This window comes from Gordonia sp. ABKF26, assembly GCF_041103195.1.
GTDB classification, from domain to species: Bacteria; Actinomycetota; Actinomycetes; order Mycobacteriales; family Mycobacteriaceae; genus Gordonia; species Gordonia terrae.
The window spans coordinates 4827894-4848191 of the sequence record NZ_JBGCVZ010000003.1 but is presented as its reverse complement, the minus strand read 5'-3'; the positions used below and the strand labels follow the sequence as shown (position 1 = coordinate 4848191).

General features: G+C 68.0%; 19 protein-coding genes, 4 tRNA genes and 1 riboswitch. Of the genes, 15 read left to right on the top strand and 8 right to left on the bottom strand.

The features are described from left to right. The first annotated feature begins 51 nt into the window (after positions 1 to 51). Positions 52 to 1206 carry a glycosyltransferase family 4 protein gene (locus AB4Z55_RS22410; RefSeq protein ID WP_369520575.1) on the top strand — a complete coding sequence of 385 codons (1155 nt, stop codon included), beginning with the start codon at positions 52 to 54 and terminating at the stop codon, positions 1204 to 1206. Positions 1207 to 1278: 72 nt separating this feature from the next. Further along, complete coding sequence (locus AB4Z55_RS22405; RefSeq protein WP_101820238.1) at positions 1279 to 2016, top strand: demethylmenaquinone methyltransferase; 738 nt, start codon at positions 1279 to 1281, stop codon at positions 2014 to 2016. On the opposite strand, the gene AB4Z55_RS22400 is transcribed toward AB4Z55_RS22405, so the two are convergent. After that, the gene (locus AB4Z55_RS22400; RefSeq protein ID WP_004021745.1) at positions 2013 to 2972 is read right to left on the bottom strand and encodes an oxygenase MpaB family protein; all 960 of its coding nucleotides are present in this window, start codon (positions 2970 to 2972) and stop codon (positions 2013 to 2015) included. The genes AB4Z55_RS22405 and AB4Z55_RS22400 overlap by 4 nt on opposite strands. A gap of 116 nt (positions 2973 to 3088) precedes the next feature. After that, positions 3089 to 4348, bottom strand: coding sequence for a geranylgeranyl reductase family protein (locus tag AB4Z55_RS22395; protein WP_369520574.1), 1260 nt, complete (start codon positions 4346 to 4348; stop codon positions 3089 to 3091). Between the two features lie 117 nt (positions 4349 to 4465). Between AB4Z55_RS22395 and AB4Z55_RS22390 the strand changes: the two genes are divergently transcribed. After that, the gene (locus AB4Z55_RS22390) at positions 4466 to 5482 is read left to right on the top strand and encodes a polyprenyl synthetase family protein (RefSeq protein WP_369520573.1); all 1017 of its coding nucleotides are present in this window, start codon (positions 4466 to 4468) and stop codon (positions 5480 to 5482) included. A gap of 27 nt (positions 5483 to 5509) precedes the next feature. On the opposite strand, the gene htpX is transcribed toward AB4Z55_RS22390, so the two are convergent. Beyond that, a complete protein-coding gene (gene htpX, locus AB4Z55_RS22385) occupies positions 5510 to 6367 on the bottom strand; it encodes a zinc metalloprotease HtpX (protein ID WP_248644778.1) in 858 nt (285 codons plus the stop codon). Between the two features lie 159 nt (positions 6368 to 6526). Then, positions 6527 to 7018, bottom strand: coding sequence for a YajQ family cyclic di-GMP-binding protein (locus AB4Z55_RS22380; protein ID WP_004021740.1), 492 nt, complete (start codon positions 7016 to 7018; stop codon positions 6527 to 6529). Between the two features lie 127 nt (positions 7019 to 7145). On the opposite strand from AB4Z55_RS22380, the gene AB4Z55_RS22375 reads away from it, so the two are divergent. From AB4Z55_RS22375 to rplA, 11 genes are all read left to right on the top strand, one after another. Next, positions 7146 to 7226 (top strand) — tRNA-Tyr (locus tag AB4Z55_RS22375). A 117-nt stretch (positions 7227 to 7343) separates the two neighbouring features. Continuing rightward, positions 7344 to 7416: transfer RNA gene (locus AB4Z55_RS22370), tRNA-Thr, on the top strand. A gap of 21 nt (positions 7417 to 7437) precedes the next feature. After that, positions 7438 to 7511: transfer RNA gene (locus AB4Z55_RS22365), tRNA-Met, on the top strand. A 93-nt stretch (positions 7512 to 7604) separates the two neighbouring features. Next, positions 7605 to 7772, top strand: coding sequence for a 50S ribosomal protein L33 (gene rpmG, locus AB4Z55_RS22360; protein WP_003929651.1), 168 nt, complete (start codon positions 7605 to 7607; stop codon positions 7770 to 7772). Positions 7773 to 7869: 97 nt separating this feature from the next. Continuing rightward, entirely contained in the window at positions 7870 to 8967 is a 1098-nt protein-coding gene (locus AB4Z55_RS22355) for a fused (3R)-hydroxyacyl-ACP dehydratase subunits HadA/HadB (RefSeq protein WP_369520572.1), read from the top strand. Between the two features lie 226 nt (positions 8968 to 9193). Next, positions 9194 to 10846, top strand: coding sequence for an ABC-F family ATP-binding cassette domain-containing protein (locus tag AB4Z55_RS22350; RefSeq protein ID WP_369520571.1), 1653 nt, complete (start codon positions 9194 to 9196; stop codon positions 10844 to 10846). 222 nt (positions 10847 to 11068) lie between these two features. After that, positions 11069 to 11141, top strand: a tRNA-Trp gene (locus AB4Z55_RS22345). A gap of 39 nt (positions 11142 to 11180) precedes the next feature. Further along, positions 11181 to 11654, top strand: coding sequence for a preprotein translocase subunit SecE (gene secE / locus AB4Z55_RS22340; RefSeq protein WP_004021738.1), 474 nt, complete (start codon positions 11181 to 11183; stop codon positions 11652 to 11654). 70 nt (positions 11655 to 11724) lie between these two features. Further along, positions 11725 to 12603 carry a transcription termination/antitermination protein NusG gene (gene nusG / locus AB4Z55_RS22335; RefSeq protein WP_239399910.1) on the top strand — a complete coding sequence of 293 codons (879 nt, stop codon included), beginning with the start codon at positions 11725 to 11727 and terminating at the stop codon, positions 12601 to 12603. Positions 12604 to 12715: 112 nt separating this feature from the next. Then, positions 12716 to 13150, top strand: coding sequence for a 50S ribosomal protein L11 (gene rplK, locus AB4Z55_RS22330; protein WP_004021736.1), 435 nt, complete (start codon positions 12716 to 12718; stop codon positions 13148 to 13150). Positions 13151 to 13235: 85 nt separating this feature from the next. Beyond that, a complete protein-coding gene (rplA, locus tag AB4Z55_RS22325; RefSeq protein WP_004021735.1) occupies positions 13236 to 13952 on the top strand; it encodes a 50S ribosomal protein L1 in 717 nt (238 codons plus the stop codon). Between the two features lie 100 nt (positions 13953 to 14052). Here the strand turns inward: rplA and AB4Z55_RS22320 are convergent, their stop codons facing one another. The 4 genes from AB4Z55_RS22320 to AB4Z55_RS22305 form a co-directional block, all read right to left on the bottom strand. Beyond that, positions 14053 to 15759, bottom strand: a complete 1707-nt coding sequence (locus AB4Z55_RS22320) for a DUF222 domain-containing protein (RefSeq protein WP_369520570.1) — start codon at positions 15757 to 15759, stop codon at positions 14053 to 14055. A gap of 241 nt (positions 15760 to 16000) precedes the next feature. Then, complete coding sequence (locus tag AB4Z55_RS22315) at positions 16001 to 17080, bottom strand: ABC transporter substrate-binding protein (protein ID WP_369520569.1); 1080 nt, start codon at positions 17078 to 17080, stop codon at positions 16001 to 16003. A gap of 11 nt (positions 17081 to 17091) precedes the next feature. Continuing rightward, entirely contained in the window at positions 17092 to 17922 is an 831-nt protein-coding gene (locus AB4Z55_RS22310; protein WP_369520568.1) for an ABC transporter ATP-binding protein, read from the bottom strand. Next, a complete protein-coding gene (locus AB4Z55_RS22305; RefSeq protein ID WP_354560520.1) occupies positions 17919 to 18998 on the bottom strand; it encodes an iron ABC transporter permease in 1080 nt (359 codons plus the stop codon). The genes AB4Z55_RS22310 and AB4Z55_RS22305 overlap by 4 nt, the downstream gene beginning before the upstream one ends. Before the next feature lie 46 nt (positions 18999 to 19044). Then, positions 19045 to 19227, bottom strand: a riboswitch (cobalamin riboswitch). A gap of 116 nt (positions 19228 to 19343) precedes the next feature. Here AB4Z55_RS22305 and AB4Z55_RS22300 point away from each other — a divergent pair. Continuing rightward, positions 19344 to 20297, top strand: coding sequence for an L-lactate dehydrogenase (locus AB4Z55_RS22300; protein ID WP_101820155.1), 954 nt, complete (start codon positions 19344 to 19346; stop codon positions 20295 to 20297). Position 20298 lies beyond the last annotated feature (1 nt).

Below are 20298 nucleotides of genomic sequence, written 5' to 3'. Positions count from 1 at the left end.
GACATGTTCCGGGGTGGAGCCCGGTCAAGTCCCCGGGGGACGATCTCGATCATGCGCGTCGCGATCGTCGCCGAGAGCTTCCTGCCCCAGATGAACGGGGTGGTCAACTCCGTCCTCCGGGTTGTCGACCACCTCGAGTCCACCGGGCACACCGCCGTCGTCATCGCACCCGACACCCCGCGCGGGGTGCCGGGTGGGCCGCGGCTGATCGTCCGCCGGACCCCGGTGCATCTGCTGCCCGCCGTGCAGGTGCCGCGGGTGACCTCGCTGCCGGTGGGCGTGCCGTCGCCGCTGCTGTACCGCACCCTGCGCGACTTCGAGCCGGATGTGGTGCACCTCGCGTCGCCCTTCGTGGTGGGTGCCGCGGGCGCCGTCGCCGCCCGAGCGCTCGGGGTGCCGGTGGTGGCCGTGTTCCAGACCGACGTCGCCGGGTTCGCCGCCGCGTATCGGCTGGGTGCGGTCGAGAAGCTCGCCTGGCGCTACACGCGTCGCCTGCACGAGATGTGCGATCTCACGCTTGCGCCGTCGACGGCGACTCTCGAGGTCCTCGCCGCGCACGGTGTACCCCGGCTCGCACGATGGGGCCGCGGGGTCGACGTCGGGCTCTTCTCCCCGGACAAGCGCGACCTGTCGTTGCGGGCGGACTGGCTGGGTACCGCCGACGACAAACTGGTGGTCGGATTCGTCGGCAGGCTCGCGCCGGAGAAGCACGTCGAGCGGCTCGCCGGACTGTCGGGCAACCCGAGGGTGCAGCTGGTGATCGTCGGCAACGGACCCGAACGGGACCGGCTCGGGCGGTTGATGCCGGATGCGGTGTTCACCGGCGAGCTGCGCGGCGAGGCCCTCGCCCGTGCGTACGCGAGCTTCGACGTGTTCGTGCACGCCGGCGAACACGAGACGTTCTGTCAGGCCATCCAGGAGGCGATGGCCAGCGGACTGCCGGTGATCGGCCCCGACGCGGGCGGCCCCCGCGACCTGGTGTCGGCGTTCCGCACCGGATATCTGCTGGAGGTCGAGGCCTTCGCCGCGAAGCTGCCCGCGATCGTCGAGTCCCTGCACGACGAGTCGGTGCGGTCGGCGTTCGGCCGCGCGGCGGTGCAGGCCGTTCGGGCGAGGACCTGGCCATCGGTCTGCGCGGAACTGGTGAACCACTACGCCGCGGTGACCGGCGGCGGGGTCGTGACCGAGGTGGGGCGACCGGCCTGAGGTGCGGGACCGGCGTCTGGGGCGACCCACCTCACGGCAGTCGGACGCGCATCGCCCGGTAGCGTGATCGGCATGGCATCGACGGGCGCGACACCACCGGAACAAGCGGATCTGGGCGGGACGAGTGTGGGCCGGGCGAGCCTGGAGAAGGACCCGGCCGAGGTCGCCGCGATGTTCGACGGCGTCGCCCGCCGCTACGACCTCACCAACACGGTCCTGTCGTTCGGCCGGGATCGCGGTTGGCGCAAGAAGACCCGTCGGGCCCTCGATCTACACCCGGGCGACATCGTCCTGGACCTCGCGGCGGGCACCGCGGTGTCGACGGTCGAGCTGGCCTCGTCGGGTGCGCACTGTATCGCCGCGGACTTCTCGCTCGGCATGCTCAAGGCCGGAGCCCACCGGGACGTGCCGAAGGTCGCCGCCGACGCCCTGTCGCTCCCGTTCGCCGACGATTCGTTCGACGCCGCGACCATCTCGTTCGGACTCCGCAACGTCAATGATGTGCCCACCGCGCTGGCCGAACTCCGGCGCGTGCTGAAACCCGGTGGGCGGCTAGTGATCTGCGAGTTCTCGACGCCGACGCTGAAACCGTTCCGCACGGTGTACATGGAGTACCTGATGAAGGCGCTGCCCGCGGTCGCCACCAAGGTGTCGAGCAGCCCGGCGGCGTATGTCTATCTCGCCGAGTCGATTCGGGCCTGGCCGGACCAGTTCGCGCTCGGCGACCTGATCCGCGAGGCCGGGTTCTCCGGGGTGCGGTGGGAGAACATGACCGGTGGCATCGCCGCAATCCACTCGGCGCGGGCCTAGGAGTTCGCGGCCCGCGGTGTCCCGGCGTCGTGCGACACCGGGCATCCCGGTGCGAACGTGCCCAGGTCGTCGACGCGGAAACCGTCGGGGTAGCTGCGGACCTGCTTCGTCTGGCGCCCGAAGAGCGGTTCGGTCCGCGGTGAGGCGAACAGGCGGATGGCGAGCCCGCGTGCCTTGAGTCCGCCCCGCACCAGCACCCGTTCGACCGCCGTCGGCTTCGGGTATCCGAACGCCCCCAGGAGCCGATCGTCCATGAGCGCGAACGACATCCGGCGCACCACCGCACGTGGAAGCAGCTTGTACGGCATGAACGTGCCCAATAGATCCAAGGTGGCGTCGGCGACCGCGAGGGAGTCGGGACTGAACGCGAAATGGGCGGTCTCGTACTCGTCGTAGAACTTCTTGAAGTCGTCGTAGGTCTCGGGGATGTCCTTGATGCCCATCAACTGGCCGAGCCGACGGTAGTAGTTGGTGAGGCCGAGGATCTCGTGGTTGGTCAGTGAACGCCATTCGTAGGAGTTCACCCACTCGACCGGGCAGACGACGAAAGTGGCGAGCACGTAGACGAAGTCGTCGTTCGGGATGTCGTACATGCCGTGCATCTGGTTGATGCGCCGGATGCCCGCGCGGCCGGCCGGGCTGTCGACCCCGTGCTCGATCGGGGCGTCGAGCAGCAGCACGGTGTCGTCGTAGCGCTTCTGGGTCGACTCGGTGAACTGGCTGGTCTTGTAGAGGAGGTCGCCGATCGAGGGCACCGCGTAGGTGCGGAAGAGGGCGAAACTCAACGCCTGCGTGATGCCCCAGGGGAACTCCTGGGTGCCGAGTGCGCGGGCGATGGCGGTCGGATCGCCGACGGCATCCATGCGGTCGATCTCGCCGCGCAGGTGATAGCGCTGGGCCAGTCGGTTCTGGAGGGCGTGCTTGGTTCGGGTGGCGAGAGTGGATGCGGCGGACATCTTCCATCTCCTGGGTCGACTGGTGGCCTGATTCTGTCACAGGTGTGGCAGCGACCACACGGTTGGAACATTATAGCGCGAACGTTCCAACGTGCACATCGGCGGATCCGCGGCGCTCAGGAGAACGGCGGACGCGGGTCGATCTGCCGGGAGATGCGTCCGGCGGTGCGCCACGCGCGGGCCACCAGGTCGGCGTCCTCGGCGGTGATCAGGTTGCCCATGACCCGCACCACCATCGACATCAGTTGGGGGGATCGAATGCCGGGCCGTCCGAGCGTGGGCACGGTCTTGGGCATGGTGAGCAGGCCGGCGAGGCGTCGGGCGGCGGAGAACGCGAGTCCGTAGTGCCCCACCAGGACATCACGCCACCGTTCGGTGTAGTCGTCGGTGCCCAGGAGTTCGACGGCGAGTCGTGCGGTCTCCAGGGCGTAGTCGATGCCCTCGCCGTTGAGTGGATTGACGCATGCGGCGGCGTCGCCGATCAGCATCCAGTTGCGGCCGGCGACGCCGGAGACGGCACCGCCCATCGGCAGCAGGGCCGAGGTGATGCGGACGGGCGGCCCGTTGAGGGCCCACTCGTCGGTCACCATCGCGGCGTAATGTTCGAGGATCGGTCGAAGTGCCATGTGCGCCGGGCGTTTCGACGTCGCGAGGGCGCCGACGCCGACGTTGACCTGCCCGCCGCCGGCCGTGCCGAGGGGGAACACCCAGCCGTACCCGGGCAGCAGTCCGCCGTCGGGTCCGCGGAGTTCGAGGTGGGAGCCCATCCAATGTGAATCGGCCCGCGCGGACGGCGCATATGCGCGGGCGGCCACCCCGTAGGCGGTGTCCCGATGCCATTGCCGTCCCAGTGATTTCCCGATCCCGGACCGGACGCCGTCGGCGACGACGAGGTCGGTCACCCGCATGGTATGGGTGCCCGAGGGGGTCGCGAAGGTGACCGAACCCACCCGGTCACCGTCCATCTCGACGCCAACGGCCTTGACGCCCTGCACCATTCGCGCGCCCGTCGACACCGCGTGTTCGCGGATGGCGTCGTCGAACTCCGTTCGCGCCACCGCGCTCCCGTAGGCCGGGAACCGGCCCGAGGGCCACCGGACCTGTTGGCGTGCACCCCATCCGTTGAGCAGCAGCCCGTCGATGCGCGGACGATCGGCGAGAAGTGTGCCGAGCCCGAGTGCGTCGAGTTCGGCGACGGCGCGCGGGGTGAGTCCGTCGCCACACGTCTTGTCGCGCGGGAACACCGCGGCGTCGGCGAGGACCACGTCCCGGCCGGCGGCGACGGCGTGGGCGGCCGCCGCCGATCCGCCCGGTCCGGCGCCGACGACGAGGACGTCGGCGGAATCGGGGAAAGTGGGGGTCGTGTCCGTGCTCACCCGACCAGTATGTCCGGACCCCCGACGGGATAGGCTCGCAGCAGGTGGGGTCTACGCGGCAGTCGCGTGTCCGCCGTCGAGTATTTGCCGGATCAGACGAGATGGGGCCGCGTTTCCGTGAAGTCCACATTCGCCGGGGTTGACCTGGTGTCGGATGAGTTCGCCGACACGGTGCGCTCCTCGCTGCAGCGGGTCGAGGATCTGCTGCTCGCCGAACTCTCGTCGGGTGACGAGGTCATGACCGAGGCGGCGACCCACCTCGCGAAAGCCGGGGGAAAACGTTTCCGGCCGATGTTCGCGATCCTGGCCGCCCAGTTCGGTCCGCGCCCGGAGTCCGACGACGTCATCACCTCGGCGACGGTGGTGGAGATGATCCACCTCGCCACGCTCTACCACGACGACGTGATGGACGAGGCCGCCATGCGGCGCGGTGCGGCGAGTGCCAACGCACGTTGGACCAACAGCGTGGCCATCCTCTCCGGCGACTTCCTGTTCGCACGCGCCTCACGCCTCGTCTCGACGCTGGGTCCCGAAGCGGTGCGCATCATCGCCGAGACCTTCGCCGAACTCGTCACCGGGCAGATGCGCGAGACGGTCGGAGTCAAGCCCGGCGCCGACCCCATCGACCACTACCTGCAGGTCGTCTGGGAGAAGACCGGCTCGCTGATCGCCGCCGCCGCCCGTTTCGGCGCGATGGCCTCGGGGGCCACGCCTGACGACATCGAACGGCTCTCGCGCATCGGCGACATCGTCGGCGTCGCCTTCCAGGTGTCCGACGACATCATCGACATCAGCTCGGTGTCGGTGGAGTCGGGCAAGACTCCCGGCACCGATCTGCGCGAAGGCGTGCACACGCTTCCGGTTCTCTACGCCGTCGCCGGAGACGACGCGACGTCGGCCCGGTTGCGCGAACTGCTGGTCGCCGCCGATGGCACCGCCCGGCCGCTGACCGACGACGCCGAGGTCGCCGAGGCGATCGAACTGCTCGGCTCGTCGGCGGGTATGACCGCGGCCCGGGCCAAGCTCCAGGAGTTCGCCGACGAGGCGCACGCGATGCTCGCGGAGCTGCCGGAGTCGCCGGCCCACCGCGCGCTGGCGTCGCTGGTGGACTACACGATCGAACGCGTGGGCTGAGGGCTTCGCCCAACCGCAGCGACGCGGTCACCGACCGTCGCGGGCCATCTCCTGCAGCCTGCGGATGCGTTCCGCGGTCGGCGGGTGGGTGGCGAACATCTTGGCCATCCGGTCGGTGGCACGGAACGGGCTCTCGATCATCATGTGCGACTGCGCGGCGATGTCGGGCTGCGGCGGCAACGGGGCGGCCTGCACGCCCCCCGAGATCTTCGCGAGCGCCGACGCCAGGGCGAGAGGGTCCCCGGTGAGTTCGGCGCCGGACTGATCGGCCTGGAACTCGCGTGATCGGGAGACGGCCAGCTTCACCAGGGTGGCCGCGATCGGTCCCAGGAGTGCGATCAGCAGCATGGCCAGCGGGTTGGGTGCGTTGTCTCGACCGCCGAACGCGCCCATGAACATCGCGAAATTGGCGAGGCCGCTGATGACCGCCGCCATCGCGCCGGCGATGGAGCTGATGAGGATGTCGCGGTTGTACACGTGCGACAGCTCGTGACCCAGCACGGCGCGCAACTCGCGCTCGTCGAGCAGGTGCAGGATGCCGGTGGTGCAGCACACCGCGGCGTTCTTGGGGTTGCGACCCGTCGCGAACGCATTCGGTGACTCGGTGGGGGAGATGTAGAGCGCGGGCATCGGCTGATGTGCCGTCGTCGCCAGCTCACGCACGATGCGGTACATGACCGGCGCCTGCAGTTCGGTGACCGGCTGCGCGTGCATCGCCTTCAGCGACATCTTAGCGCTGTTGAAGTAGACGTAGGCATTCATGCCGACGGCGACGACCACCGAGCCCCAGAGGATCAGAGGGCTCTGGAACAGCGCGCCGATGCCGACGATGATCGCCGACATCAGGCCCAGCAGAGCCGCCGTCTTCAAGCCGTTGAAATGCATCGGGTCCTCGTCTGTCCGGCGCCGCGGGTCTCGGGCTCCTCGGGCCGGTGCGAGACAACCCGCTGCCGGCCGAGGAGTGCTGGCGCCCTCATCCAGTCAAACGACGCAGCACCCGTCTGGGTTTCCGCGGACGGATTCCGTTTCGGGCGCAGGCGCGGATCAGCGGTAGTTGACGAACTGCAGGGCGATGCCGAAGTCCTCGCCCTTGAGCAGCGCGATGACCGCCTGCAGGTCGTCGCGCTTCTTGCTCGACACACGAAGTTCGTCGCCCTGGATCTGCGCCTTGACGCCCTTGGGGCCCTCGTCGCGGATCTTCTTGGAGATCTTCTTGGCGTGGTCGGAGTCGATGCCCTGCACGAGCGAGCCCGTGATCTTGAAGGTCTTGCCCGAGCCGACGACCTCGCCGGCGTCGAACGCCTTGAGGGAGATGTCGCGGCGGATCAGTTTCTCCTTGAACACCTCGAGGCCCGCCTGCGCGCGCTCCTCGGCGTCGGAGGTGATCACGATGTTCTCCTCGCCGGACCACTCGATGCCGGTGTTGGTGCCGCGGAAGTCATACCGCTGGGACAACTCCTTGGCAGCCTGGTTGAGGGCGTTGTCGACCTCCTGGCGGTCGATCTTGCTCACCACGTCGAACGATGAATCAGCCATGTCCGACAGGGTATGTCATGGCCATGGGAGTCCGGTTGACCAGCCGGTTTGCGCGTGGACGTGGTGTTCGTTGTATTCTTCACGGCGTTGTTCGAACGGCTGTCGCGACGGCCTGGGAGAGCGGCACGGCAGGTTGCCCGAGCGGCCAAAGGGAGCGGATTGTAAATCCGTCGCGCAAGCTACATAGGTTCGAATCCTATACCTGCCACAGCGTGGTCCATCTTCGCGAAACTGCACTTCAGACGGTCTCCGACCAGCGATTTGTCTAGCGCAGACGCGAGTGTGTAACCTCGTTAAGGCTCTCGGGCTCAACCGCCCGGGGCACGCCCCCTTAGCTCAGTCGGCAGAGCGTTTCCATGGTAAGGAAAAGGTCGACGGTTCGATTCCGTCAGGGGGCTCGCTGGACGAGAAGTCCGCGGGGCGGTGTAGCTCAGCTGGTTAGAGCGCACGACTCATAATCGTGAGGTCGAGGGATCGAGTCCCTCCACCGCTACACATCGGGTCCGACCGGAACCGAGCGCAAGGGTCGCAAGCCCTGAGGGAACTTCCGAACCCGACCACGTACCACCCGAAAGAAGGCAATCAAGTGGCCTCCTCAACAGATGTTCGCCCCAAGATCACCTTGGCCTGCGAGGTGTGCAAGCACCGTAACTACATCACGAAGAAGAACCGCCGCAACGATCCCGATCGCCTCGAGATCAAGAAGTTCTGCCCGAACTGCGGCAAGCATCAGGCGCACAAGGAATCGCGCTGACGCTGTCGTCGGCCTTTCCGAATTACATCCAGCAGCGGGCTGCCTCTCCACGAGGCGGCCCGTCTTGCTGTGGTGGGCCCGAAGGGAGTAGTGCTCAATGTCACAGGTAAGCGGAGCCGAGATCCGGGATCGTGCGGACGAGGCGTCGAACGGTGGTGCGAAGCCGACTCCCGAGGAGATCGCCGCCCACACCCAGAGCCTCGTCGGGTTCCACTACACCGTCGACGACTACTACGAGATCGGCCGCGAGGAGATCCGTAAGCACGCCATGGCCGTGCAGGATGCGCATCCCACGCACTGGAGCGAGGAAGGCGCCCGGGCCTTTGGCCACGATCGCCTGATCGCCGCACCCACTTACGTGTCCGTGCTCGGCATCATCGCCCAGCGCAAGCTGTTCGAGGACGTGATCACCGGCTACGACATGTGGCAGATCATGCAGACCGATCAGCGCCTGGTCTACCACCAGCCGATGAAGGTCGGGGATCGTCTGATCTGCGACGTCTCTCTCGAATCGTTCCGGCACGTCAGCAGCCCCGAGATGATCGACCTGATGGTCACCAAGAACGTCATCTGGAACCAGTACGACGAGCCGGTCATGACCACCTGGACGTCGTTGGCCGCGCGCCCCGGCATGGATGTCGATCCAGAACTCGAGGCCTCCCTCGACCACGTGATGATCAAGGTCGACGCCATCGGCGAATCCGGCCACACCGTCGAGCCGAAGGCCGGTCGTTATGACCTCGACGACCCGACGCAGTCGCCCGGTGCCTTCGGTGCCGTCGACTTCGACACCCTCACCGTGGGGCAGGAACTGACGCCCAAGCGCTATCTGCTGACGCGCGGCAACCTCGCGAACTATGCGGGCGTCGCCGGCGATCCCAACCCGATCCACTTCTCCGACCACGTCGTGAGCGCGGCCGGGATGGACGACGTGGTCGCCCACGGCATGCAGACGATGGGTCTCGGCGCGAGCTTCGTCTCCGAGTTCATCGGTGACCCGGCTGCCTTCTGCGAATACAACGTCCGCTTCACCAGCCCGGTGTACGTCCCCGCGGACGACAGCGTGGCCGTCGACTTCACCGGCAAGGTGAAGTCCCTCGATCCCGCGACCCGCCGCGGAACCATCGCGATCACCGCCAAGCAAGGCGATCGCCGCATCTTCGGGCGCGCTCAGGCGGTCATTCAATTCAATTGATCGGGCGTGATCGTCGCTGTTAGGGTCGCTACCCATGTACTCCGGCATCGCCTCGTTGAAGCTCTGGACTCGTCGCTGACGGCGACGAGTGCCTTGTGAGTCCCTCCCTGTAGTTCTCGTACGCCGTCCCGGTATCCGACGCCGGGCGGCACTGTCGTGTTGTCCGGCTCCCGACTCGATGAGAGCCCTGTTTCTCATCGGATGCAGACGAGCTGAGAACACATCCATGACTTCTGAACGCAGTTCCCACATGTCCGACCGGCAGCTGCCGACCGGTTCGGCCGCCCATGTCCGAGCCGAGGGCGTCAGCATCGTGCGCGGCGACCGCCGAGTCCTCCACGAGGTCGACGTGACCGTGTCCGTGGGGTCTCGGCTGGCCGTGGTCGGCGACAACGGTCGCGGCAAGACCACGCTGCTCCATGTCCTCGCCGGGACGATCAGTCCGGACGAGGGCACCGTCACCCGCGCCGGCAGCGTCGGGTTGGTCGAACAGGACCTGGCGACCGGCGACCGTCGAACCGTCGGAGACCTGATCTCCGATGCCGTCGGCGAGTCCCGCACGGCTCTGGCCAGATTCGAGGCGGCGACCGACGCGCTGGCCCGCGAGGAACCGGAGGCCGACGAGGCCTACGCTGCTTCGCTCGACCTGGTGACACGCCTCGACGCTTGGGATGCCGAGCGCCGTATCGACATCGCGCTCGCCGGGATGGCGGCCTGTACAGACCGCGAGCGACTCCTGTCGACCCTGTCGGTGGGCCAGCGGTACCGCGTGCGGCTCGCGGTGGTGTTGGGTGCGGCCACCGACCTGCTGCTGCTGGACGAGCCGACCAACCACCTCGACGCGGACTCGTTGACCTTCCTGACCCGCCGCCTGCGCGAACATCCAGGCGGTGTCGCGGTCATCAGTCATGACCGGGCGTTCCTGCGGGACGTCGCGACCGAGTTCCTCGATCTGGACCCCACGCGGGACGGGCGCCCGCGGTTCCATCGTGATGGTTACGACGGGTGGGTCGCGGGTCGAGCCCGGGAACGGGAGCGCTGGGTGCGCGACCATGCCGCGCAGCAGGCTGCCCACCAGGAACTCGTCCGGGCGGCCGGTGTCGCCCGCGGTCGTCTGCAGACCCACTGGACGCCTGGCAAGGGGACCGGCAAGCACCAGCGAGCGTCCCGGGCGGGCGGGGCCGTACAGCTGTTCAACCGCCGCGTCGAAGAACTGGAGCGGCATCGGATCACCGTCCCGGTTCCCCCCACGCCGTTTCGCTGGCCGGCGTCGGGAACGCGTGCCGGGCTTCGGCTCCTGGACGGATGGGATCTCACCGTCGACGGACGTCTCGACACGCCGGTGTCGGTCTCGCTCGTCGGAGGTTCACGCCTGCTTCTCGCCGGGGCGAATGGAACCGGCAAATCGACCCTTCTCGCGGTGCTGGCCGGACTGGTCCCGCCCGGTGGCGGCCGACTCGACGTACCACGAAGTACCCGGGTGGAGATCATGACGCAAGAGATCCCGCAGTGGGCGCCGGGGAGGACAGCCCTCGACATCATCGACGAGCAGCGACGTCGCCTCGACATGCGGGGCGACGATGCTCCGGCGTTGCGGAGCCTCGGGCTGCTCGACGCCGACGCCGTCCGCACGCCGGTGTCGAGGCTGTCACAGGGTCAGCAGCGACGACTTCACCTGGCGTCGTGTCTGATCGCCAGGCCGGACGTCCTGCTCCTCGACGAGCCGACGAATCATCTCTCGGCAGGCCTCGTCGACGAGCTGACCAACGGCCTCGACCAGGCAGACTGCGCGGTCGTGGTGGCCACGCATGACCGGCAGATGCGGCGGGATCTCGACAGCTGGCCGGTCATCGAACTCATCGGTGGGCCTGTGACCTGAACGACGGTCTGACGGCGCGGGTGTACGGTCGTCGGGGGAGCGGAGGCGAGCTCGTTTTGGGTCCGCCGCCCCGGTGATCTACACTGAAGTGTCTGATTGATTCAGACTTGCGCGCTACCCATAGGGTGGCGCGTTGGTTTTGTCGGCGACGAAACGCCGGCGGGTCGCGAGACCGGATCGAGAAAGACGGCAACGCCGACCACCCCGGTGGGGGCGTCGCAAAGGGGCGTAGCTCAATTGGCAGAGCAGCGGTCTCCAAAACCGCAGGTTGCAGGTTCAAGTCCTGTCGCCCCTGCCCTGGTGAAGGGCACACGCTGACGAGAGGACCGCGAAGTTGAGCAAGCGAGACCGGGCCGCCCGCGCCAAAGACGCCGCAGAGGGTTCTGCGGCCGATTCGGCTGCGGCTGAGCTCGACGGTCGCGACGAGGCCACCGACGCGGGAACGGTCGACGAGACGTCGACCGAGACCGCCAAGGAGCTGCGTCCGTCCGGTAAACGCTCTGCTCGCGGGCGTCGCTCGTCGGCGGGTGCAACCGATGGTGACACCGACTCCGGATCGGGGTCCGTCGCCGTCAAGGAACGCAAGACCAAGAAGAAGGCGTCTGCCGGGGAGAGCCGGAATCCGATCGTCAAGATCTGGCTCTTCCTGACGCAGGTCGTCGCCGAGCTGAAGAAGGTCATCTGGCCTACGCGGCGCGAGATGATCACCTACACGATCGTCGTGCTCGTGTTCGTCATCGTGATGACCGCGTTCATCTCCGGCCTCGACCTCGCCTTCGCCAAGGGCGTCCTCTGGTTGTTCGGCTGACCCACGCGGTGGGCTCGGCCGGCGACGAGGAGTACGACCGCCAGATGAACCATAAGGAGCGTGGGCTGCAGTGAGCACCCCGGAGAACGAACTCGCCTCGACCGATTCCGTCGACGTGGCCGATGCCGACGTCGACGCAGCCGATGTCGACGCGGCCGTGACCGACGCGGTGGACACCGAGGGTGACGCGGTTGCCGACGACGCTGTCGTCGAGGGTGACGAGGCCGCGGCCGAGGACACGGTCTCCGAGGATGCCGCCGACGCCACTGATGCGGACGCCGACGCAGCTCCGGCCGAGGAAGCCCCGGGTGAAGAAGCCGAGGTCGATCCGGTCGAGGAACTGCGCAAGCAACTCCGGCGCGCCCCCGGTGACTGGTACGTGATCCACAGCTACGCCGGCTACGAGAACAAGGTGAAGGCCAACCTCGAGACCCGCGTGCAGAACCTCGACGTCGGCGACTACATCTTCCAGGTCGAGGTGCCGACCGAAGAGGTCACCGAGATCAAGAACGGCCAGCCCAAGAAGGTCAACCGCAAGGTGCTGCCGGGTTACATCCTCGTCCGCATGGAACTCAACGACGAGTCGTGGGGCGCCGTGCGCAACACGCCGGGCGTGACCGGTTTCGTCGGGATGACCAGCAAGCCGTCGCCGCTGTCCCTCAACGAGGTGCTGCAGTTCCTGATGCCGCGCACCGAGGCGAAGAAGCCCGCCGCATCGCGCGGGTCCGCGGCCGACGGTGTCGAGGCCGCAGCGGCAGCAGCGTCGAACGTCATCGAGGTCGACTTCGAGGTCGGCGAGTCGGTCACCGTCATGGACGGCCCGTTCGCCACGCTTCCCGCGTCGATCAGCGAGGTCAACGCCGAGCAGCGCAAGGTCAAGGTGCTCGTGTCGATCTTCGGTCGTGAGACGCCGGTCGAGCTCGGGTTCAATCAGGTCGAGAAGATCTGACCCTTCGAGGCTCGCTTCGCTCGCACCTCAGGGAGCGGGAGAAGCAGACAAACACAGACTTTCACGTCTCCAGCGGGCGTGAATTCGCAAGGAAACAAGCAAGGAACAGAAGATGCCTCCCAAGAAGAAGAAGCTCGCCGGGATCATCAAGCTCCAGATCTCGGCAGGCCAGGCCAACCCGGCCCCGCCCGTGGGTCCGGCGCTCGGTCAGCACGGCGTGAACATCATGGAGTTCTGCAAGGCGTACAACGCGGCGACCGAGTCGCAGCGCGGCAACGTCATCCCGGTCGAGATCTTCGTGTACGAAGATCGCTCCTTCGACTTCAAGTTGAAGACCCCGCCGGCTGCGAAGCTCCTCCTGAAGGCCGCCGGCCTGCAGAAGGGCTCGGGCGAGCCCCACACCAACAAGGTCGGCAAGGTGAGCATGGACCAGGTCCGTGAGATCGCCAAGACCAAGGCCGAAGACCTCAATGCCAACGACATCGACCAGGCCGCGAAGATCATCGCCGGCACTGCTCGGTCCATGGGCATCACGGTCGAGGGCTGATCTCCACTTACGAACATCCCGTGGGAGGGCCGGCTCGGCCCGCACCACACACCCCGCCGACTGACGGCGGAGAAGGAACAGAGCAATGAGCAAGAAGAGCAAGGCCTACGCGGCCGCGGCCGAAAAGGTCGACAAGACCAAGCTGTACAGCCCGCTGGAGGCTGTGGAGCTGGCCAAGGACACGTCGTCGAAGAACACCGACGCGACCGTCGAGGTCGCGATTCGGCTGGGCGTCGACCCCCGTAAGGCAGACCAGATGGTTCGAGGCACCGTCAATCTGCCGCACGGTACGGGTAAGACCGCCCGCGTGATCGTGTTCGCCGCAGGCGACAAGGCCGCCGAGGCCACCGCCGCCGGTGCCGACGAGGTCGGCGCCGAGGATCTGATCGAGCGCATCCAGGGCGGTTGGCTGGACTTCGACGCCGCGATCGCCACCCCGGATCAGATGGCCAAGGTCGGCCGCATCGCGCGTGTCCTCGGACCCCGCGGCCTGATGCCGAACCCGAAGACGGGCACCGTGACCACCGACGTCACCAAGGCCGTCAACGACATCAAGGGCGGCAAGATCAACTTCCGCGTCGACAAGGCTGCGAACCTGCACTTCGTCATCGGCAAGGCGTCGTTCGACCCGGCCAAGCTGGCCGAGAACTACGGCGCTGCGTTCGACGAGATCATGCGCGCCAAGCCGTCGGCTGCCAAGGGCCGCTACATCAAGAAGGTCACCGTCTCCACCACGACGGGCCCGGGCATCCCGGTCGACCCGGCGGTCACCCGCAACTTCGCGGAGGCACCGCAGGCCTGATCTCGCATCAGGCGTACTGAACACCCACGAGGGGCCCGGCATTTCGATGCCGGGCCCCTCGTGTTGTTTCTGCGTGGTCCGCTCGCCGTGTCGCGTGCACTCACGCGTGGTCGGCGAGGATGCGTGCGAGGGCTGCTTCGACCGGGGTCAGTGGTGGGGTGGTGGGATGCTTCGGCAGTGTTCGCGGGTGGACGAGTTCGCGGTAGGCGAGTTCGAGACGCCGACCGCTGTCGCCATTGCCGACGGCGTCGGGGCGCGACTGGTCGCCGGGCCCTTTGCCCCCTGAGGAGCGCCCGAAGCTTGCGGAGGGCGCGTCACGAAGGGTCCGGCGACCGAGTCTGCGAAACCCTCGGGTGGTCGGTCCGTGGATCTCGGCGCGTATGTCGCGTAGGTGTTCGGCGAACCGCCGGGGTATGTCGGGTCGGCGGTTGAGGTGTTCGGGGTTGGGTGGTGCGCCGGGTTCGGCGTTGAGTCGCCAGATGCAGCGGCCTTCGTCGGGTCCGGTCCGTGCGATTCGGGTGGTGTATTGCCCGGGTGCGTCGCCGACCATGCGGTTGTGTCGTGGGCAGGCGGGTGCGAGGTCGTCGATGTCGGTGAGACCGCCCTTGGCCCAGTCCTTGTGGGCGTGATGGAGTTCGACCTGGGTGGCGGGCTGATCGCAGCCGGGTGCCGAGCACACTTCACCGTCGGGGCGCGCGAAGGACACGAGGCGTTGTTCGCGGGTCGCCAGACGTCTGCCTCGCCCGAAGTACAGCGGGACGGCGGTGGCGTCCTTGAAGATCGCCAACCACGGCTGAACCTCGCCGGCCATCGCGACTAGGTCAGCGATGGGCAGCAGGGTGCCGGTGGCGGTGGTGGCGAGTCCGGCTTCGCGGATCAGGTCGCCCAGATCGGCTTTGATGATCAGATGGGCGGGCAGGCCGCGGTGCGACGTTCCGAGAATCCCGTCGGCGAAACCGGCGGCCAGTGCGGCGTCGAGGGCGTCGTGATTTGTCTGGGCGGGGGTGCGTTGGTCGCGGTCGGCTGCGGTGGCCAGGGCGTCGGGGTCGGCGGTGCCGGCCGGTCCGCTGGGTGAGGCGGGGTCGTCGGGGTTGTTGAGTCCGGGTTTGCCCCAGACGGCGAACATCATCGTGAGCCGGGCGTGGAGTGCGGGAGTGAGGGTGCCGGAGATGGTGGCGGTGCCGTCGGCGCGTTGGCGTCCGATCCACAGGCCGCGGCGCCGTTTCTGGTCGGTGTCGTCGGACAGGGTGCCGTCGGGGTCGAGGTGAGCGAGGAGCCGCGCGCCGAGTTGGGTGATGTCGGCGGGTGTGTGATCGGCGGCGATCTCGGCCATCTGACGCTCGGCAGCGACTTTCACATCATGCTCGACGGCGTGGGGAATCCGGTCGAGGACATCGAGGGCGGCCTGCACGTGTGCAGAGCCAACCGCTCCCGCAGCGAACGCCTCAGCGAGGCAGGGGTGTTCGGGCGGTAGGACCTCGCCGCCGAGGCTGGTGCGGGTGGCGGTGGCGTCCATCTGCTTACGACGCCGCATCGGGTTCGACACCCGCAGCCGATGGGTCATGAACTGCATGAGCGTGCGGCAGCCGGCCTTGCGGGGCAGGTCGCGAGCCTCGACCTGATCGATCTGCCGGTCACCGGCGACTGTCAACCGTGCGATGGCACGTTCGGTCTCGGCTGCCACGTCAGTCAACTCGGCGTCGGCACATGGCGCCAGGTCCACGGACTGCAGTTCGTCGAGGATCGCATGCAACTCGGTGACGAGTTCGACGGCTCGCGGTTTCGGCGTGGCTGATTCGTCAGACATGGCCACCCCCCGAGAACCGTTGCTGCGAATGTACGTTCGAGTGTACACCGACACGGCTACATCGCAACCTCTAAAGCTCTGTTGTGCAACGGTATTCGTCGGCCAAGAGTTGTCGGTGCCTCATGGTAGGGGCCTGAATGCAGTCAGGTGTTGCGAACATCGACGGTGGGCGCACTGGATCCCCCAGGGGCGGCGGCACGACAATCGCCGCCGCCCGCGTGCTCTACGGGCGTTCGGCGACTCACTGCAGCCAGTTGTTGCCCCCGAGGTCCAGCTGCGCGACGTCGAGGCTCGGGGTGATTCCGGATTCCGGTGCGAGGCCGTGGTTCTCGAGGACATTGCGCATGATCTCGGCGGCGTCGATGTTCAGCGGGCTCGACACCCACATTGCGTACGGCAGGTTCACGAATCGGTTCTCGCGTACCGCCTTGAGATTGCGGCTGGCCGGGTTGGACCGCAGCGCGGCGATCTTCTCCTCGACCGTCTGACCGGGGTAGTCCACGAACACGATGACGTCGGGGTCCGCGGTGGTGAGCCGTTCCCAGCTGACGGCGGTCCACGTGTCGTCGATGTCCTCGGTCGCATTGCGGGCGCCCGCGGCGTCGATGATGCCCTGCGGGCCGCCGTAGGACCCGGAGGAGAAGATGGTGTCGGAGACGCTGTCGAAGACGAAGACCGTGGGCTTGTCGGCGGGTTGCGGTGCGGCGCGGAGCTTCTCGAGGCGGTCGGCGACCTCGTCGGCCGCGGCGGCGCCCTGGTCCGGGTTGCCGGTGATGGTTCCGATGTTGCGCAGGTCGGTGTCGAGCGCGACCCACGGGTCCATGGTGCCGCGCTGCGCCTCACCCTCGACCTGCCGGCACGCCTCGGACAGCTGGTAGACGTCGATGCCGTGGGATGCGAGGATCTCCGGCGTGATCCCGCGGGACTCGCTCATGCCGTAGTTGTATCCGGCATAGAGCACCTGGGGCTTCGCGGCGACGATGTTCTCGAGCGTGGGACGCTCGGCCGCGACCTCGTTCAGGGTGTCCACCTGAGGTCCGTACTCGAGCCGGAGAACATCTTTGTCGCGGGCGAGCGCACTGACCGCCACCATGTTGTCGCGGGCGCCCGCCGCCAGGGCGATCGCGATCATGCCACCGTCGTTGACGAACAGCCGGTCGAGCGGCTGGGGGAAATCGACGTCGGCTCCACAATTGGCCACCGTCACAGTGTTTTCGGTGGCCGCGGTGCTGTCGGTCGAGCATGCGGCAACCGCGCCCAGGGTCAGTGCGGCGACCAGGACGGCGGCGGTCGGGTGGACTCGGGAGGTGCGCGTACTCAAGGGATGTCCTCTCACAGGGTGTCTGTCGTCAGAGCTCGGGGAGCAGAAGTGTTGGGGGAGTTCAGCAGGAGGTGTGGCAGGCCCGTCGCCGGGTGGGTGACAACGGTCCCGGACACCTCGAAGACGGCCGCCAGCAGATCCGGCGTCAGCACGTCGACGGGTCGGCCCTGGGCGACCACGCCGCCGTCGGACACCACTGCGACACAATCGAAGTGCCGCAGGACGAGGTCGAGGTCGTGCATCGCTGCCAGCACGGTGGCGTCGAGTTCGTCGAGGATCTCCATCAGCCGCAGGCGCCAGGCCGCGTCCAGATGATTGGTGGGTTCGTCGAGCACCAGGATCGGCGTCTGCTGTGCGAGTGCACGGGCGAGGACGACGCGATGCCGCTCGCCACCGGACAGGTGGGTGCACGAGCGGGCGCCCCAGCCGTCGAGGCCGACCTGCGCGAGCACCGCGCCGACCACCGTCGAGTCGTCGGCGTCCCCGGTGGACCAGGCCGACCGGTACGGGGTCCGGCCCAGGCCGACCGCCTCCGCGACCGTCAGTTCGGCCGAGGGCTGTTCCTCCTGGCCCACCACCGCTATCGAGCGGGCCCGCTGCCGCGACGGGAGTCGATGCAGGTCCTCGCCACCCACGTCGATGGTGCCGGCGACGGGACGTTCGAGCCCACACAGCGTGCGCAACAGGGTGGTCTTGCCGGAACCGTTGGGGCCGACGATGGCCAGTCGGGTGCCCGCCGGGACGTCGAGATCGACATCGCGCAGGACGACGCGGCCGCCCCGTCGACACGCGAGTGCGTTCGCGCGCAACGCCATCGAGCGGATCGGTGGTGGATTGGTCATGAGCCGCCGCCGAACACATACTGGCGTCGACCCATGAGGAACAGGAAGATCGGCGCGCCGATCAACCCGGTGACGATGCCCAGGGGCATCTCCCGAGGCGCGGCCGCGACCCGCGAGATGACGTCGACCCACACCAGGAACAGCGCGCCGCCGCATACCGCCACCGGCAGCATCGCGCGGTGGGTGGCGCCGACGAGCAGCCGGGCGGCGTGCGGGACGATCAGACCGACGAAGCCGATCCCACCCGCCACCGCGACGAGCACGCCCACCAGGACGCCCTGGATCCCGAAGAGCGCGTTGCGCATCGCGCGTACCGGTACACCCAGCGACGTCGCGGTGTCGGTGCCGGCCGCGTAGGCGTCGAGCCAGGAGTGGATGGCGAGCATCGCCACGATGGTGACCAGCACGACCACCCCGGCGATCTGCACCTTCGCCCAGGTGGCGCCGGCGACGCTGCCGAGCATCCAGAACATCACGTTGTCGGCGGCGTGGGGATCCGCGGCGGTGAACACGAGGAGCGACGACAACGCCATGAACGCCGAGGACAACACGACGCCGGACAGGATGAGTCGCAGCGCGGTCAACCCGCCCTGGGCGCGGGCGACGAGGTACACCGTGACGGTGGCCGCGAGCGCGCCGAGGAGCGCGCCGCCGGAGAGTGCCCACACCCCGAGGCCGCCCAGCACGCCGAGGGTCATGACGGCGGTGGCCCCGACCGCCGCGCCGGCGGACACGCCGAGCAGGTACGGCTCGGCGAGGGGGTTGCGGACCAGGGCCTGCATGAGAGCGCCGGCCAGTGCGAGTCCGGCGCCGACGAGCGCGGCCAGGACGGACCGCGGCAGCCGGAGATCCCAGATGATCACCGCGTGCGCGGAATCGGTCTCGGCGCCGGTCAGGCGTCCGGCGACGGTGTGCCAGACGTCGCCGACGGGGATGGTCTCGGCGCCGAACGCGGTGGCCAGGGCGATGCTGAGGAGCGTGAGGACGAGCAGAACTGCGGCTAGCGGCGTCGACGGGAGTCGCCGTACCGGCGGGGCGGTGGCGATCTCGGTCGTGCCGTCGATACGACGGGACACGGACTGTACTGCCTTACGGTCTGGGTATCTGTGCGCGAGATACACGGTGGACTCGAGCGAGAGCGGCCGGTATTCGGACTCGGGTTCGTCCGGAGCCGGCGCCTTCCCGGGTCGCCCCAGTGGCTGTGTGCCGGTTCCGTCCCCCATACCGCTGCGCGCCAGTCCCGGATTCGCACCGGATTCCCTGACACCCACGTGTGCGGGTGTGACCGTTCTCGCCGCACACGCTATCAACACCGTCCAGCGGATCGGTGGGCGGTCGGCGTGCGTCCCCGGACAGCGGCCGTGCGAGGACCTACGCTGGATGCCGACGATCGATGAACCCGACGCGGAAACGGTGAACCGATGGACGTACGAGACACGAAGCTGGCCATCATCGGGGCGGGTGCGGTGGGCACCGCGATCGCCTACTCCTCGCTCATCCGGGGTGTTGCACGGACCATCGCGCTCCTCGACATCAACGCCGCGAAGGTGACCGCCGAGGTGCTCGACATGTCCCACGGGCTCGAGTTCGTCCCGCGTGCCGACATCATCGGCTCCGACGACGTGTCGGTGTGCGCGGACGCCGACGTCGTCGTCTTCACCGCCGGTGCGAAGCAGAAGCCGGGTCAGTCGCGTCTCGAATTGGCCGAGGCCACAATCGGTCTGACGCGCGCCATCCTCCCGGGGGTGCTCGAGGTGGCCCCGAATGCGATCTACGTGATGGTCACCAATCCGGTCGACGTCGTCACCTACGCCGCCCAGCAGATCAGCGGGTTGTCGCCCAGCCGGATCTTCGGCTCGGGCACCGTGCTCGACTCGTCCCGGCTGCGTTTCCTCATCGCGCAGCATTGCGGTGTCGCGGTGCAGAGCGTGCACTCCTACATCGCCGGCGAGCACGGCGACACCGAGATCCCGCTGTGGAGCTCGGCGACGATCGGTGGGGTGCCGCTGACGTCGTGGACCCCGCTGCCCGGTCGTCCGGCGCTGGATGTGGTTGCACGCGAACGCATCCACCACGAGGTCGTGCATGCCGCCTACACCATCATCGAGGGCAAGGGGGCCACGAACTATGCGATCGGTCTGGCGTCGACGCGCATCGTCGAGGCGATCCTGAACAACGAGCACCGGGTGCTGCCGGTGTCGACGCGGACCGACGGGATCGAAGGACTCGACGGAGTGTGTCTCTCGCTGCCGACCGTCGTCGACCGCGGCGGCGCCCAGACCCGGCTCGACGTCCCGCTCTCGGATGCGGAGCGAGCCGGTCTGCTCGCGTCGGCGGAGACGCTGCGGGGGATGCAGGCCCGGTTCGGGCTGTAGT

Bases quoted from the DNA above. Each gene is read 5' to 3' on its own strand.
- AB4Z55_RS22410 (WP_369520575.1), top strand. From the start codon at position 52: ATGCGCGTCGCGATCGTCGCCGAGAGCTTCCTGCCCCAGATGAACGGG.
- AB4Z55_RS22405 (WP_101820238.1), top strand. From the start codon at position 1,279: ATGGCATCGACGGGCGCGACACCACCGGAACAAGCGGATCTGGGCGGG.
- AB4Z55_RS22400 (WP_004021745.1), bottom strand. From the start codon at position 2,972: ATGTCCGCCGCATCCACTCTCGCCACCCGAACCAAGCACGCCCTCCAG.
- htpX (WP_248644778.1), bottom strand. From the start codon at position 6,367: ATGCATTTCAACGGCTTGAAGACGGCGGCTCTGCTGGGCCTGATGTCG.
- AB4Z55_RS22380 (WP_004021740.1), bottom strand. From the start codon at position 7,018: ATGGCTGATTCATCGTTCGACGTGGTGAGCAAGATCGACCGCCAGGAG.
- AB4Z55_RS22355 (WP_369520572.1), top strand. From the start codon at position 7,870: ATGTCACAGGTAAGCGGAGCCGAGATCCGGGATCGTGCGGACGAGGCG.
- AB4Z55_RS22350 (WP_369520571.1), top strand. From the start codon at position 9,194: ATGACTTCTGAACGCAGTTCCCACATGTCCGACCGGCAGCTGCCGACC.
- rplK (WP_004021736.1), top strand. From the start codon at position 12,716: ATGCCTCCCAAGAAGAAGAAGCTCGCCGGGATCATCAAGCTCCAGATC.
- rplA (WP_004021735.1), top strand. From the start codon at position 13,236: ATGAGCAAGAAGAGCAAGGCCTACGCGGCCGCGGCCGAAAAGGTCGAC.
- AB4Z55_RS22320 (WP_369520570.1), bottom strand. From the start codon at position 15,759: ATGTCTGACGAATCAGCCACGCCGAAACCGCGAGCCGTCGAACTCGTC.
- AB4Z55_RS22310 (WP_369520568.1), bottom strand. From the start codon at position 17,922: ATGACCAATCCACCACCGATCCGCTCGATGGCGTTGCGCGCGAACGCA.
- AB4Z55_RS22300 (WP_101820155.1), top strand. From the start codon at position 19,344: ATGGACGTACGAGACACGAAGCTGGCCATCATCGGGGCGGGTGCGGTG.